The organism is Rhodococcus (subgen. Prescottella) equi (assembly GCF_003013675.1).
Classification (GTDB): domain Bacteria; phylum Actinomycetota; class Actinomycetes; order Mycobacteriales; family Mycobacteriaceae; genus Prescottella; species Prescottella equi.
The window spans coordinates 4677052-4690947 of the sequence record NZ_CP027793.1 but is presented as its reverse complement, the minus strand read 5'-3'; the positions used below and the strand labels follow the sequence as shown (position 1 = coordinate 4690947).

At 69.6% G+C, this 13896-nt stretch carries 16 protein-coding genes; 10 read left to right on the top strand and 6 right to left on the bottom strand.

Features of this window, described 5'->3' with window-relative positions; translation table 11 throughout:
* Positions 1 to 9 precede the first annotated feature (9 nt).
* Positions 10 to 828 carry a FadR/GntR family transcriptional regulator gene (locus tag C7H75_RS21815; protein WP_022598137.1) on the bottom strand — a complete coding sequence of 273 codons (819 nt, stop codon included), beginning with the start codon at positions 826 to 828 and terminating at the stop codon, positions 10 to 12.
* A gap of 116 nt (positions 829 to 944) precedes the next feature.
* On the opposite strand from C7H75_RS21815, the gene C7H75_RS21810 reads away from it, so the two are divergent.
* On the top strand, positions 945 to 2603 hold the full coding sequence (locus tag C7H75_RS21810; RefSeq protein WP_106851827.1) for a class I adenylate-forming enzyme family protein: 1659 nt from the start codon (positions 945 to 947) through the stop codon (positions 2601 to 2603).
* Positions 2600 to 3046, top strand: a complete 447-nt coding sequence (locus C7H75_RS21805) for a hypothetical protein (protein WP_106851826.1) — start codon at positions 2600 to 2602, stop codon at positions 3044 to 3046. The genes C7H75_RS21810 and C7H75_RS21805 overlap by 4 nt, the downstream gene beginning before the upstream one ends.
* Here C7H75_RS21805 and C7H75_RS21800 read toward each other — a convergent pair.
* Positions 3001 to 3885 carry an alpha/beta fold hydrolase gene (locus tag C7H75_RS21800; RefSeq protein ID WP_106851825.1) on the bottom strand — a complete coding sequence of 295 codons (885 nt, stop codon included), beginning with the start codon at positions 3883 to 3885 and terminating at the stop codon, positions 3001 to 3003. The two genes, C7H75_RS21805 and C7H75_RS21800, sit on opposite strands and share 46 nt — an antisense overlap.
* Before the next feature lie 213 nt (positions 3886 to 4098).
* Positions 4099 to 4344 carry a hypothetical protein gene (locus C7H75_RS21795; protein WP_037085946.1) on the bottom strand — a complete coding sequence of 82 codons (246 nt, stop codon included), beginning with the start codon at positions 4342 to 4344 and terminating at the stop codon, positions 4099 to 4101.
* A gap of 172 nt (positions 4345 to 4516) precedes the next feature.
* Here C7H75_RS21795 and C7H75_RS21790 point away from each other — a divergent pair, with 172 nt between their 5' ends.
* A complete protein-coding gene (locus C7H75_RS21790) occupies positions 4517 to 4921 on the top strand; it encodes a VOC family protein (RefSeq protein WP_005517376.1) in 405 nt (134 codons plus the stop codon).
* A gap of 21 nt (positions 4922 to 4942) precedes the next feature.
* Here C7H75_RS21790 and C7H75_RS21785 read toward each other — a convergent pair whose 3' ends face one another.
* Positions 4943 to 5932, bottom strand: coding sequence for a sigma-70 family RNA polymerase sigma factor (locus tag C7H75_RS21785; RefSeq protein WP_084922791.1), 990 nt, complete (start codon positions 5930 to 5932; stop codon positions 4943 to 4945).
* Positions 5933 to 6075: 143 nt separating this feature from the next.
* Between C7H75_RS21785 and shbA the strand changes: the two genes are divergently transcribed.
* Positions 6076 to 6693 carry an RNA polymerase sigma factor ShbA gene (shbA, locus tag C7H75_RS21780; RefSeq protein WP_064076240.1) on the top strand — a complete coding sequence of 206 codons (618 nt, stop codon included), beginning with the start codon at positions 6076 to 6078 and terminating at the stop codon, positions 6691 to 6693.
* A 4-nt stretch (positions 6694 to 6697) separates the two neighbouring features.
* On the opposite strand, the gene C7H75_RS21775 is transcribed toward shbA, so the two are convergent.
* Complete coding sequence (locus C7H75_RS21775; RefSeq protein ID WP_064058637.1) at positions 6698 to 7318, bottom strand: FHA domain-containing protein; 621 nt, start codon at positions 7316 to 7318, stop codon at positions 6698 to 6700.
* A gap of 105 nt (positions 7319 to 7423) precedes the next feature.
* Here C7H75_RS21775 and C7H75_RS21770 point away from each other — a divergent pair, with 105 nt between their 5' ends.
* The 6 genes from C7H75_RS21770 (at position 7424) to C7H75_RS21745 (ending at position 13465) form a co-directional block, all read left to right on the top strand.
* On the top strand, positions 7424 to 8260 hold the full coding sequence (locus tag C7H75_RS21770) for an alpha/beta hydrolase (protein WP_005517381.1): 837 nt from the start codon (positions 7424 to 7426) through the stop codon (positions 8258 to 8260).
* Positions 8261 to 8274: 14 nt separating this feature from the next.
* Positions 8275 to 9252, top strand: coding sequence for an alpha/beta fold hydrolase (locus C7H75_RS21765; protein ID WP_022598125.1), 978 nt, complete (start codon positions 8275 to 8277; stop codon positions 9250 to 9252).
* 100 nt (positions 9253 to 9352) lie between these two features.
* Positions 9353 to 9697 (top strand): YciI family protein, encoded by a 345-nt coding sequence (locus C7H75_RS21760; RefSeq protein WP_005517383.1) that lies wholly within the window; start codon positions 9353 to 9355, stop codon positions 9695 to 9697.
* Between the two features lie 6 nt (positions 9698 to 9703).
* Positions 9704 to 10975 (top strand): RNA polymerase sigma factor, encoded by a 1272-nt coding sequence (locus C7H75_RS21755; RefSeq protein ID WP_064079041.1) that lies wholly within the window; start codon positions 9704 to 9706, stop codon positions 10973 to 10975.
* Positions 10976 to 11140: 165 nt separating this feature from the next.
* On the top strand, positions 11141 to 12352 hold the full coding sequence (locus C7H75_RS21750) for a PucR family transcriptional regulator (protein ID WP_106851824.1): 1212 nt from the start codon (positions 11141 to 11143) through the stop codon (positions 12350 to 12352).
* Positions 12353 to 12424: 72 nt separating this feature from the next.
* Entirely contained in the window at positions 12425 to 13465 is a 1041-nt protein-coding gene (locus C7H75_RS21745) for an MBL fold metallo-hydrolase (protein WP_233281809.1), read from the top strand.
* A 7-nt stretch (positions 13466 to 13472) separates the two neighbouring features.
* Here C7H75_RS21745 and C7H75_RS21740 read toward each other — a convergent pair whose 3' ends face one another.
* Positions 13473 to 13865 (bottom strand): DUF5313 family protein, encoded by a 393-nt coding sequence (locus C7H75_RS21740; protein WP_005517388.1) that lies wholly within the window; start codon positions 13863 to 13865, stop codon positions 13473 to 13475.
* Positions 13866 to 13896 lie beyond the last annotated feature (31 nt).

The following is a 13896-nucleotide window of genomic DNA, read 5'->3' as shown; positions in this document are numbered from 1 at the left end:
CGGATCCCGTCAGCCGAAGAAGAGGCGGTCGCGGGCCACGGCCGGATCGAGCGGTACCAGTGGGCGGTCCGGGTCGTGCGGGTAGGACCCGACGTCGCGCAGGTGGCGGGCGGCGATCACCCGCGCCGACGCGGCGTCGCCGTCCTCGATGCACTGCAGGATCTGGCCGTGGACGGCGAGGGCCTGTGCTCGCTCGGTCCGGGGAATGGTCTCGGGATCGGCCCGCAGGTTGGCCCAGTCGGTGACGTGGCTCGACCACAGCGACTCGAGGGCGCCGGCAAGCACGATCAGCGACCGATTGCCGCAGAGCTGTACGACGGCCTCGTGGAACCGTCGAGACAGCGTCGTGGCGGCGACGAGATCGTCGACGTTGGCGAGCGACTCCTCGTGCAGGGCGCGCAGGATCGGCACCACCTCGGTGGCGCGATCCTCGCGTTCGGCGCACAGCGCGGCGCACATGGGTTCGATCTCGTGCAGGGCGCGGCCGACGTCGTCGATATCGGTGCCGGACATCGCGAGGACCATCGAGAGGCTGTAGGCGACGTTGCCGGGGGTGGGGCGGTGGACCACGGCCCCGCCCCGGTTGCCGCGGCGGACCCTCACCAGCCCCTCCGCCTCGAGGATCCGCAGCGCCTCACGCAGCGATTGGACGTTGACCGGGTACTGCTCGCGCAGCTCGGCCTCCTTGGGCAGGACGTCGCCCTCGGCGAGATCGCCGCGCAGGATGCGCTCGCGGATCTGGTCGGCGACCATCTCGGCCAGCCTGCGCCAGCGGAGGTTGCTCGGATCGACTGCGCGGGGCTTGCTGTCCGGTCCCTGCTGGGGCACCGCGTCACTTCCTTCCGGTTGCCGACGGTTCCTCCCCGGAACCGTCGCCTGAGTTCTGAATGTTAGCGAAGTCAGCACCCGCAGGGACGTCGTCGTCCCCGGACAAGGAGATCGAGATGAGCCTCATCGACCCCGAGACGGTCGGCCGGTACGTGGAGTCCGGATGGTGGGGGACCGACCCGCTGCACCGGTTGGTGCGCGAACAGGCGGCGCGGACGCCGGACGCGGATGCCTACATCACGCCTTCTGCCCGGACCAGCTGGGCGACTTACGATTCCGTCGCCGACGACCTCGCGGCCACACTCGTGGCATTGGGCATCCCGGTCGGGGATCGGGTCGCGGTGCAGTTGCCGGACACGTTTCTCGTGCACGCGGCATTGGTCGCGACGGCACGCGCCGGCGTGGTGGCGGTCGGGATCGGCGCCCGCGCCGGCGACCGCGAGATCGCGCATCTCGTCCGCAAGACCGGTGCCCGGGCGCTCGTCACCCTCGACGCCCTCGCGGGCCGCTCGTCGTCGGTGCTGGTGCGCGAGCTGCGCGACCTCGGGCTGCCACTGGCCTTCCACGTCGTGCTGTCGGACCGGGGTGTGCACGACGTCTTCGACGTCTCCGGTCCCACCGCGGTGCCGATCGTGCCGGGCCGGGCCGCACCGGCCGACGTGGACGGCCGCAGCCTCGGTCCCGACGACCTGAACCTGCTCAACTCCACATCGGGGACCACGGGTCTGCCGAAGTGTGTGACGCAGTTCGACAATCGGTGGATGGCGTTCAGCCGTCTGGCGATCGAGGCCGGACACCTGGACGGTGACGACGTGTTCTTCGGTGCGGTCCCGGCCCCGTTCGGGTTCGGGCTGTGGACGTCCCACTACGCCCCGGCGATGTCGGGCGTCCCCACGGTGGTGCTGCCGAAGTTCGACGTGGAGACCATGATCCGGATGATCGAGCGGGAGCGGGTGACCGTACTGTGCTGCGTCAGCACCCAGTTCCGGATGCTGTTGAACTCGCCGCTCGCCGCGCAGGCGGACCTGTCGTCGCTGCGGGTGATGTTCACCGGCGGCGAGGCGGTGCCGGCGGATCGGGCTGCCGAGTTCGAGGACCGGACCGGGGCGTCCGTGCTGCAGTTCTTCGGGTCGAACGAGAGCGGGGCGTTCAGCGTCACCCGCGTCGAGGATTCCTTCGAACGCCGCATCGGTACCGCCGGACGACTGATCCCGGAGATGCAGGTGCGCCTGTTCGACGAGGACGGCCGCGATGTGACCGCCACCGGCGGACCCGGCCGGCCCGCCGGTCGCGGACCGTTGACGTGCGCGGGCTACTACGACGACGCCGACGCCGACGCCGAGCTGTTCACGAAGGACGGCTGGATGTTGATGGGCGACCTGGTGACCGTCGACGCCGACGACTACCTCACGCCCGTGGGGCGGACGTCCGACATCATCATCCGCGGCGGCAAGAACATCTCGGCGCCGCAGGTGGAACAGGAGGTCGAGACCCATCCCGCGGTCGACCTGGCCGGTGTCGTCGCCGTCCCCGATCCGGTGTTCGGAGAGCGGGTGTGCGCGGTCGTGAGCCTGCGACCCGGCCGGGCACTGACCCTTGCCGACCTCGTCGAGCACCTGAGCGCCCGGGGAGTGTCTAAGGAGCTGTTCCCCGAGCACCTCGTCGTCGCCGACGCGTTGCCGCGCTCGTCCGGCGGCAAGCTCGCCAAGGGGGAGATCCGGGCGCTGGCACTCGAGTCGGTCGTCGAGGCCACCGTTCGTGCGAGTGCGCAGTGAACCCGGTCAAGACCGTCGACGTGTTCACGTGCCGCGAAGTGCTCCGGATCCGCGCGGGCGTCGAGCAGGCGCCGGTCCCGGACGAACGGGCCGAGTACTACTGGTCCGAGTTGCTCAGGGACTGTTCCGAATCCGACGTTCTCGAGGCCACGTGGGCGCACTACCGGACCACGTCGAGGACGTTGTTGCCGGGGGACATCCTCGAGCGGGTCGGTGTCGTCGCCAGGAACCGGATCCGATCGTCCCGCCGGGTGTGTGAACGCCTGCTCCTGGACCGGGCGCTGCTCGGCTGGGACCCCGACCGGCTCGTCCGGTGGCACACGACGTTCACCGGCGAGATCGGTCGCGGCGCCGAGGCGGAGGCCGCGCGTGCGGTCGCCGACGCGTCGGTGTCCGATCATGCCGCACTGGACGCTGACGCGAGCGCGTACGCCGCGGGCTGAGGGGTCGCGTGGTGCGCCGCCGCGCGGTCGACGAGCCGCACCAGCGCGTGCGCGACCTCGCACGCCTGGTCGAGGATCACCGAGTGTCCCGCGCCGCCGAGCCGAACCAGCTCGGCGGACGGGAGATTCGCGGCGATCGCGACGGAGTGCTCGAACGGCGTGACCATGTCGGAGGACCCGCCGAGGACCAGTGACGGAATCGCGGCCAGCCCCGCCAGGGATCGAGACTCGTCGAATCCGACGAGCGACCGCAGGAAGCCGTACATCGTCACCACCGAGGTGGGGTTGTCGAGGACGAGACTGAGCAGGCGCTGACTCAGTCGCGGCAGGCGCTCGACCCCGAACTGGAACGCGGACACGAGCGGGTGCCGCAGGAACCGGCCCAGGCCCGAGCGGGTGATGTCGCCGGCTGCCGTCGACAGCAGACCCACCCCGACGACCCGGGTACCCACGGCCTCCGGGTTCTGGCGCGCGTAGGCGAGGGCCGTCATCCCACCCATCGAATGACCGATCAGGACGATGGGGCCCGTCGGGACGACTTCCTGGATCACCGCGTCGAGGTCGCGTCCGAGTTGGTCGATCGTGTACGTGTGTGCGGGGGCGCTGCCCGATTCGCCGTGACCGCGATGGTCGTAGAAGACCATCCGGACCGCCGCACCCCACTCCCGCGTCAGGCGCGAGCGCAGTCGGGCCCACGAGTGGGTGTGCAGGCAGTGGCCGTGCACGAACACCGCGGTGACCGGGGCATCCACGGGCCCGTACTCGCGCACGGCGAGCGATACGCCGTCCTCGGACTGCACGACGTGACGACGGCTGCGGTCGTGAGTAGCGGACTTCATGGCGTCCTCCCGGTGTGGTGCCTTCCTGCTCCTTCCAATCTCGTCGTCCGGGGGTGCCGTCGACAGGCTCTCCGAGGTGGTCGTCGGGCCACCGAGGGGTGGTGTTCCCACCCCCTGGGGTCGGGCTCGGGTCGTGCTCGCGCGGAACATCGCCGGGTCGGGCGGCTCGACACGGCGGGTGGGGCCTTCCCGTACGGGATCGGGCCCCGCGGATCAGGCCGACTGTTGCTCGGCCCAGTCCTTCGCGATCTCGGGATACCCGGCCGCGATCTCGTCCACGCGTGCGGGCGTCGCGGATTCCAACTCGGCCCGATGCCGCTGCGCCTCGGCGAGAGATCCCGTGAAGCCGTTGGCCGTGGGCACCGGTGACGGCTCCTCCTCGGTGGGCGCCTGCAGTTCCAGCGCGTGGATGAGTCCGTCGAGTCGACTCGCCACGAAGTGTCGCTTGTCCTCACTCATGAATCCATGACACCACCGCGCCGCGCGCGTGCCTAGCCCCTCCGCGATCTCGATGACGGACGGCCGCGATGAGTTTTCGGTGCGGCGGTGGTCTGTCATCTGTGCGGGCCCCGAACGGGCCCGGCCTCGACCCCCACTGCGAACAGACCAACCGCGAACAAAGGAGAGCCCCATGTCCCGTCTGATCTTCGTCAACCTGCCGGTCGAGGACGTCGCCGCGAGCCGGTCCTTCTTCGGTGGCCTCGGCTTCGAGTTCAACGAGCAGTTCTGCGACGGAAGCACCGCCTGCATGGCGATCAACGACTCGGCGTGGATCATGATGCTGCAGAAGGACCGCTTCCGCGACTTCATCGCCGACGACATCTGCGACACGTCGAAGAGCCGCGAGGTGCTCACCTGTATCTCCGCGGACAGCCGCGACGGCGTGGACGCGCTCGTGGATGCCGCCATCGCGGCCGGTGGCAGCAAGTGGATGGACCCGCAGGATCACGGCTTCATGTACGGCCGGTCGTTCCGCGATCTCGACAACCACGTGTGGGAGGTCATGTGGATGGATCCGGCAGCCGCCGGTCAGTGATGCCGACGACCGCGGGGGTCGTCAGAGTTGCGGTGGCAGCCCGAACCTCTCGAACAGGTCGACGTCGAAGAAACACGTGACGTGGGCGACCCCGCGCTCGGTGATGTCGAGGACGTGCAGTTGGAACGGGCGGTGCACGCCGTCCGGTTCCTGCATGTACAGGCCGAGCGCGGGCTGGCCGTTGCCCGACGCCGGCAGCAGTCGCATGTCGCCCGGGCCCTCCGACGGGCACTTCTCCTTGATGAGCCGGGCGATGTCGGCGCCGCCGACGTACCAGCCGACGAACGGGGGCATCTCCCACACCGCGTCCTGCGTGAACAGGTCCACCAGGCCGTCGATGTCGTAGCGTTCGAACCCGTCGACGTACCGGCGCAGCAACTCGCGGGCGTCGTCGGACTCCGGTTCCACCAGTGCGTCCGGGTTGGGTGTGGCCTCGGAGAGCTGTGCCCGTGCGCGCTGCAGCAGGCTGTTGACCGCTGCGGTGGACGTGCCCAGCGCCTCGGCCACCTCGGCGGCCTTCCACTGCAGAACGTCGCGCAGGACCAGTACCGCTCGCTGCCGGGCCGACAGGTGCTGCAGGGCGGCGACGAACGCCAACCGCACCGACTCGCGGGCGGCCACCACCGTCGCGGGATCGTCCGCACCCCACCCGGAATCGCCCCACACCATCGAATCCGGGATCGGCTCCAGCCACGGCACCTCGCGGCGCTCGATCAGTTCGTCCGAGGGGTCCGAACTGGGCGCCCCCAGGCCGGTGGGCAGGGGCCGGCGCTCGCGGCCCTCGAGGGCCGTCAGGCACGTGTTGGTGGCGATCCGGTGCAGCCACGTTCGCACGGACGAGCGGCCGTCGAACTTGCCGTAGCCGCGCCACGCACGCACCATCGTCTCCTGCAGCAGGTCCTCCGCGTCGTGGATCGAGCCCATCATGCGGTAGCAGTGCGCAAGTAGTTCGCGCCGGTAAGGATCAGCGGCAGTGAGGAACTGGTCGTCGAGACTCTGCTCTACGGTCATGTCCGGAACCCTAGTTGCGGAGTCCGACAAGCGGAACAGGGTGCGCGACCGCCACCCGAGGGTGCCTGTCGGGGGCAGCGCTCCCCGCAGAGGATCGAAGACGTGGGACGGCCGACCGCGCCGTCCGCGTTGGGAGATTCGAGATGCGTGCACACGCTCCGACCGCGACGTCGAAGAACGAGATGACCGCCGAACGTGCCCGCGAGGTACTGCAGGAGTGGGTACCGGACGCCGTGGCCGGCGACCCCCGGGCACGCGAGCGAGTGCTCGCGATCGTCTACCCACTGGTGCGCCGGTACTGTTTCGCCCGGCTCGGCCGCGGGGCCCTGCAGTCCGTCGCCGAGGACGTCTCCCACGAGGCGTGCGTCGCCCTGATGACCGCCCTGCCGCGCTACTGCGACCGCGGAGCGTCGTTCCTGACGTACGTCTACGCGATCGCGGGTCACAAGGTGATCGACGCCCGACGCGCCGCCGGAAGGGCATGCGCGCCCATCGAGGACGCGGGCGAGGTGGTGTGCCCCGAGGCCGGGCCGGAGGAACGCGCGATCGCCGGTGAGCGGGGGACGTGGGCACGCAGCCTCGTCGAGACCCTGCCGCCGCGGCACCGGGACATCCTCGTCATGCGCCTGGTGCGCGGTATGTCGGCCACCGAGACCGCCGCCGCCCTCGGCACCACCCCCGGGGCGGTGCGCATCGCACAGCATCGTGCGCTCACCCGGTTGCGCGCGCAGGTGCGGCCGGACGTGCGGGCCGCGGCCTGACCGGTCACAGATCGTGTTCGGTGATGACCCCGCTGTGCAGCGCCTTCTCGACCAGGCGCAACCGCTTCTGGTTCTGCGGCAGGTTCTCGACACCGAACTTCGCGAACAGCGCACGCAGGTGCGTCTTGACGGCGTCGACGCTGAGGAACACCTCGTCGGCGACCTGCTGATTGGACGCGGGATTCGCGAACGCCGCGTTGTGCTTGTACGGACGGCACAGCGCGATCAGGATCTCCCGCTGCGTCCTGGTGAGCGACCGTACCGTCGGGATGTCCGCGGCCACCCGGGTGGGCTCGCCGCCCTGACGCGCGAGGTCGCGGAACACGAACGCCGAGTTGCCGATCCGGATGCTGTCGCCGTTCCGTAGGCGCCGGCGTCCCGAGATGCGCTCACCGTTGACGAACGTGCCGTTGCGGGACAGGCCGTCGTCGACGATGGTCCAGTCCGTGCCGATCCACTCGAGTGTCGCGTGCAGGCGCGACACCTCGGGGTCGTCGGCCAGAGAGACGTCGGCGTCCGACGATCGGCCCACCGTCACGCGCGGGCTGTCGACGGACAGTGTCACCTCCCGGGCGTGCCCGGTCTCGTCGGTGTACCTCAGGAACGGGGCATCGGTGGTACTCATCGCGACTCCTGTCGGCCACCTTCATCGTCCCGCCGCGCGATCGGGCTGACAAGCGCTCGGCGACAAGCGCCCCACGACGCCGTCCGCCCACCTAGACTCGCATTCGTGCAGCACACAGAGTCGGAATTCGCCGGGGTGCACGGCACCCGCATCGTGTACGACGTCTGGCGTCCGGACGGTCCGCCGACGGGCATACTCCTGCTCGCGCACGGTCTGGGCGAACACGCGCGTCGCTACGACCATGTCGTCGAACGCTTGGTGGGGCTCGGTCTCGTCGTCTACGCGCCGGACCACCGCGGGCACGGCCGCTCCGGTGGCAAGCGGATCGAGTTGCACGACTGGTCGGAGTTCCTCGACGACCTGCACCGGTTGTCGGCCGTCGCGATCGCCGAGAATCCGGGTCTGCAACGATTCCTGCTGGGACACAGCATGGGCGGCGCGATCGCGCTGTCGTACGCACTCGACCACCAGGACGAATTGTCGGGTCTGATCCTGTCGGCGCCGGCCGTGGACGTCGTGGGCGGCAAGCCGCGGGTGGTGATCGAGATCGGCAAGATCCTCGGTCGGTTCGCACCCGGAATACCCGTCGAGACCCTCGACGCGAAGTCGGTCTCCCGCGATCCGGCGGTGGTCGCGGCGTACGAGTCCGACCCTCTCGTCCATCACGGAAAGGTCAAGGCGGGCATCGCGCGGGGGATGATTCTGGCCGCCGAGAGCTTCCCGGCTCGGTTGCCGTCGCTGACCATTCCGGTCCTGCTGCTCCACGGCACTGAGGATCGCCTGGCCGACGTCTCCGGTAGCCGGATGATCGCGGCCCACGCCGGATCGAAAGATCTGACGTTGAAGACGTACGACGGCCTGTTCCACGAGGTTTTCAACGAACCCGAGCAGGAGAAGGTGCTCGACGATCTCGTCGATTGGCTCCGCCCGCGCCTGGAGTGACTTAATATTCCGGAATGACCGATCCTGCAACGACACTCACGCACCGGACGGTACGCGTCGGGGACCTCGACATGCACATCGCCGAGCAGGGCGAGGGCGACCCGATCGTGCTGTGTCACGGCTTCCCGGGACTCTGGTACAGCTGGCGGCACCAACTGTCGGCGCTGTCCGCGGCCGGCTACCGGGTGATCGCCCCCGACATGCGCGGTTACGGACGCACCGACGTGCCCTCCGATCCTCGCGAGTACGACCGCCGGCACACCGTCGACGACATGGTCGGCCTGCTCGACGCGCTCGGCATCGAGCAGGCGGTGTTCTCGGGCCACGACTTCGGCGCGCAACTGGTGTGGGACCTGCCGAACTGGGCGCCGGGACGCGTCCGCGCCCTGATGCAGTTGAGCGTGCCGCGAATGCCACGGTCGCCGGTCCGGCCCACCGACGGCTTCCGGTACATGTCGTCGCAGCACTTCGTGCACCTGCACTACTTCCAGGAGTACGGCCCGGCCGACCGCGAACTCGGCGACCACCCGCGCGAGTTCCTGTCCAAGATCTTCCACGCGCTCAGCGGAGCGAACCGTTACCTCGACTGCTGGGACTTCCCGTCCGAGGGCAACGGCTACCTCGACGTGCTGCCCGAACCTCCGGCGTTGCCGTGGCCGTGGCTCAGCGAGGACGAATTCGGCTACTACGTGGACGAGTTCACGCGCACCGGCTTCACGGGCGGCCTCAACTGGTACCGGGCCGACGACTACGTGTGGGAGCAGAACGAGGAACTGCACGGCCGTCCCGTCACCGTCCCGACCACGTTCATCGCCGGCGCGAAGGATCCGGTGCTCGAGATGATGGGGGAGAATCCGTTCGAGACGATGGCCGCGATGGTGCCCGGCCTGCGCTCGACCCACGTGATCCCCGACGTCGGGCATTTCGTGCAGATGGAGGCAGCCGACCAGGTCAACACCGCGATGCTCGAGTTCCTCCGCGGGCTCGACTGACGGCGCGAAAGAAAGTTCACCCGCGCTGTCCTTTCGGGGCCACCTCGTTCGTCGTCATGGTGTACCGCAACAATGAGCACCTCTCGAGGAGGAACCGATCATGAAGTACCTGCTGCTGATCAACGCCGAGTCCGCCGACGCCACGAGCGACTGCACGCCCGAGGACTGGATGGTCTACGACAAGGAGGTCAAGGACGCCGGGATCTTCGTCTCGGGTGAGTCGCTGGCCGACCTCGTCACCGCCACCAGCATCCAGGTGGGGGACGACGGCACCCGCACCGTCACCACCGACGGGCCGTTCGCCGAGGCCCGTGAGGTGCTGGGCGGCTTCTACGTGATCGACGTGCCGGACCTCGATGTCGCGCTCGACTGGGCGGCCCGCTGTCCCGGCTCGCGCGGCGGCGGCCGGATCGTGGTGCGCCCCATCGCCGACTTCGGCAACTGACGTCCGATGGTCAGCGGGAGCGGTGGCCGCGCGACCGACGCGGAGACGTCCGTCGAGGCGGTCTTCCGGGAGGAGCGCGGCCGCCTGCTCGCCGCTCTGGTGAGCAGATTCGGCGACCTCGATCTGGCGGAGGAAGCCACGTCGGAGGCGATCGAGGCCGCGCTGCGGCGTTGGCCGGTGGACGGCGTGCCGTCCAAGCCGGGGGCCTGGCTGCTGACCACGGCGCGGCGCCGGGCCGTGGACCGTCTGCGGCGTGATCAGGTGCTCGCGGCGCGGATCGCGGTGCTACAGGTGGAGGCGGATCGCGCCGATCCCGCCCCTGCTGCGGACGTGGGCGGCGAGTTGCCCGACGAGCGGCTCCAGTTGTTCTTCACGTGCGCGCACCCCGCGCTGCCGGCCGAGGACCGCACGGCGCTGACCCTGCGCTGTCTGGCAGGGCTCACGACGTCCGAGGTGGCCCGGGCCTTCCTCGTCCCGACCGCGACGATGGCGAAGCGGATCACGCGGGCCAAGAAACGGATCCACGATCTGCGGATCCCGTTCCGGGTGCCGGACGCCGACGAACTGCCGCAGCGGCTACCCGGTGTCCTGCAGGTGCTGTACGCGATCTTCACCGAGGGCTACGCCGCCAGTACCGGACCACGGTTGCAGCGACTCGACGTCGCCGAGGAGGCAATCCGGTTGACCCGTGTTCTGCACCGCCTGCTGCCCGGCGAACGCGAGATCGCCGGGCTCCTCGCACTGATGCTGCTGGTGCACGCCCGCCGCGGCGCCCGCACCGGTCCGGGCGGCGAAATGGTGCTCTTGGAGGATCAGGACCGCGCGGTGTGGGACCGGCCGCTGATCGAGGAAGGTAGTGCGCTGGTGCTGGTATCGCTCACGGGCGGCCCACCCGGCGCATACGGGGTGCAGGCCGCCATTGCGGCACTGCACGACGAGGCACCCGACGTCGCGAGCACCGACTGGCCGCAGATCGTCGCCCTGTACGACGTGTTGCTGAGGCTCGTGCCGTCGCCGGTGGTGGCGATGAGTCGTGCAGTTGCGGTCGCGATGCGGGACGGTCCGGCGGCGGGGCTCGCCCTGCTGGACGAACTCTCCGAGGAACCGCAATTGCGGGCGCACCATCCGTATGTCGCAGCGCGGGCCGAGTTGCTGGCGCGCCTCGGAAGGCGGGGGGAGGCGGCCGCGGAGTACCGGCGCGCACTGGACCTGGTCGGGACCGACCCGGAGCGCGATCACCTGCGAAACAGGCTGCAGGCGACGACGGATCGGGCCTAGCGCGGCCCGTGGGTGCTCGGTGGGGTGAACCGCGGGTGGCGGCCGGCGCCGATCTCCACAATCCCAGTGCGGCGACGCGAGATATGTTCGGTATCGGCGATTTTCGGTGGGGACGACCCCTCCGGATGCGCTACTCGCCGGCGGTCGGCGGCGTATGGTTCGGGCATGCCGTCGGATGACGAGCTCAGGCGCGGCGCACCGAGCGCCGCGGTGCTCGCGATCCTGGACCGGCTCGACGTCCGGTTCGACGCACTGGAGCGTAGGCGGTGCTCGGCGGACCCGGGATACTCGTCCCATCCGGAGTTGTTGCAACGCAGCACCCTTCGTTTCTTCCGAATTGCCTCGCGGGCGATCCGGGAGAACCGGACGTTCACCGCCGACGAACTGCTACCGGTCCGTGAGGGTGCCGTTCAGGCAGCGGTGGACGGGGCGTCCTTGTCGGCTGTGTTGCACAGTTGGTACCGGTTCGGCCGAATCCTCCTGGACGAGTGTCGTGCCGCGGCCGCGGGTGAGCGCGCCGCGGCGTTGGTCGACATCGCGGACGGCGTCCTGCGGCTGCAGGAGGTGGTCACGCGCACGGTCGTGGATTCGTACGAGTGCGAGCGGGTGGCGCTCGAGGGCGACGAGCAGCCGTCGCGCGAGTTGCTGGCCAGACTGCTGCTGGCGGGCCAGGACGCGGACCCTACGGCGCGCTGGTGCGGCATCGAACTGGCCGACGAGTACTCGGTACTAGCTCTGTCCGGCGGCGACGTGGAGACGGACGCGAAGGCGTGGCGGACCAGGGAGGCGCGCACGGTCCGGGTGCTCGATGCGGTCGGCACACCGCCGACGCTTGCCATCGTGGAACCCGATTCGGCCACGGTGCTCGTCCCGAGACGTCCCGGCGCGGAAACCGACTGGTTCCGGCTGGCGGTAGATCTGACCTCGGCGGTGGGTGAGGTGGTCGGATCCGCCGTGACCGGGGCGGTGTCCGGTCCGGTCAAACGCCGCGAACTCGCGGGGGCGGGGGCGCTGGCACGCGAACTCGTCGAACTGGCGCGCCGGATGGGCCGGGAGCCGGCGGTGTATCAGCTGAAGGACCTCGCGTTGCCGTTCCAGCTGTCGCGGGCCACCGCCGGACACCACTACCTGGGAGACTGTCTACTGCCGTTGGATCCTTTCCCCGAACTGATGGAGACGCTCGATGTCTATCTCCATCACGACCTCGACCGTGGGCGGACGGCGCGCGCTCTCGGCATCCACCCGAACACGGTCAACAACCGGCTGGGTCGGATCCGCGATCTCGTCGGTCTCGACCCCAACTGTTATGAGGGAATCATGACGCTGGGATCTGCGCTCGAGGCGCGTCGTGCGGGCGGCGGGACGTCCGCGTACTGAACCCGTCTCCGGGCCGTCTCGCTCAGCGGTTCGGGCGGATCGAGACGGATCCGCCCGTGGCATGTTCGAGACGTGGATTTGCGTAGTAGTGCTCCGACGGCAGCCGGGCCGGACTCGGTGCCGCACTGGACGGCTCCTGGTTCGTACGAGATCTCGCCCGGCGTGTTCCGCATCCCGTTGCCTCTACCGGAGGGGCCGCCGGCGATCAACGTGTATGCGGTCGCCGACGGCGACGACGTCGTTCTGATCGACTCGGGATGGGCCACCGAGGACGGGGAGCGTCACCTGGTGCAGGGGCTCGAACGCATCGGGTTCGAGCCGAGCGGGATCAGCCGGTTCCTCATCACGCACTGGCACACCGACCACTACTCGCAGGCGCTCGAGGTTCGCCGACGGCACGGCACGCCCATCAGTCTCGGCGTCGGCGAGCGGGCGACGGTCGAGTGGCACGCGGCCGGCGCAGAGGCGGCGCGAGTGTCGTCCGGCACGGCCGCCACCCTGGCGCGGGCGGGCGCACACGACATGATCGCGACGATGCACGGTGTTCCCGACGTGGGGGTGGAGTTGCCGGACCACTGGCTCGAGGGCAACCCGCGGATCGTGCTGCGGAACCGAACTCTCGTTGCGATCCCCACCCCGGGGCACACGAACGGGCACTACTCGTTCTGGGACCCGGGGGCCCGGTTGTTCTTCACCGGCGACCACGTCCTTCCCCGGATCACGCCGTGGATCGGGCTCGAGACCGCGCCGGGCCGATTGCCGCTGGGCGACTATCTCGCCTCGCTGCTACTGGTCCAGACGATGCCCGACGCTCAGTTGCTGCCCGCACACGGTCCGACGATGCCGAGCGCGGCCACGCGTGCTCGGCAGCTCATCGATCACCATCACGGCCGTCTGGACCGCACCCTCGACGCCGTGTCGTCGCACGGGGTCACGGCGATCGACGTGGCGCACCGGTTGCGCTGGACGCGACGTGACCAGAGGTTGGGTGACCTTCCCGCACCGCTGCGGCCGTATGCGGTCATCGAAACCGTTGCGCACCTGGACGTTCTGGTCGACCGCGGTGCGGTGCAGGTGGTCGAGTCCGACGGCGTCGCGCTGTACAGCAGATGAGGACGCCTCAGAACGCGTGGGGGTGCGCCTTCTCGTACGCGGCCTTCTCGGCGTTGTGGCGCGCGACCTTCTTGGGGTTCTCCAGGTCGGGGTTCAAGCCGTGCCTCTCGAGCCGGCGACGACGGTTCTGCTCCATGTAGGCCGCGGAGAAGAACAACGCCAGGAAGACGCCGAGGAGCACCATCGATCCCCGCAGCCACACCGGGCCGGGGAACAGGAAGAACGCCGCGAAGATCGGCAGGAATGGCACCATGCTGCGAATCATGTGCCGCGGCACTGCCCAATCGCCGATGAGGTCGTTGCGGACCCAATCCTGCATCGAGTCGGGAAGCTTGCGGCCGCACGCGTATGCGATCCACTGGAACGGGTTGGGGCGCTTGGCTTTCGAACGTGGTGACATGTCCTGAATACCTGTACCTGTCTGGAGGGGG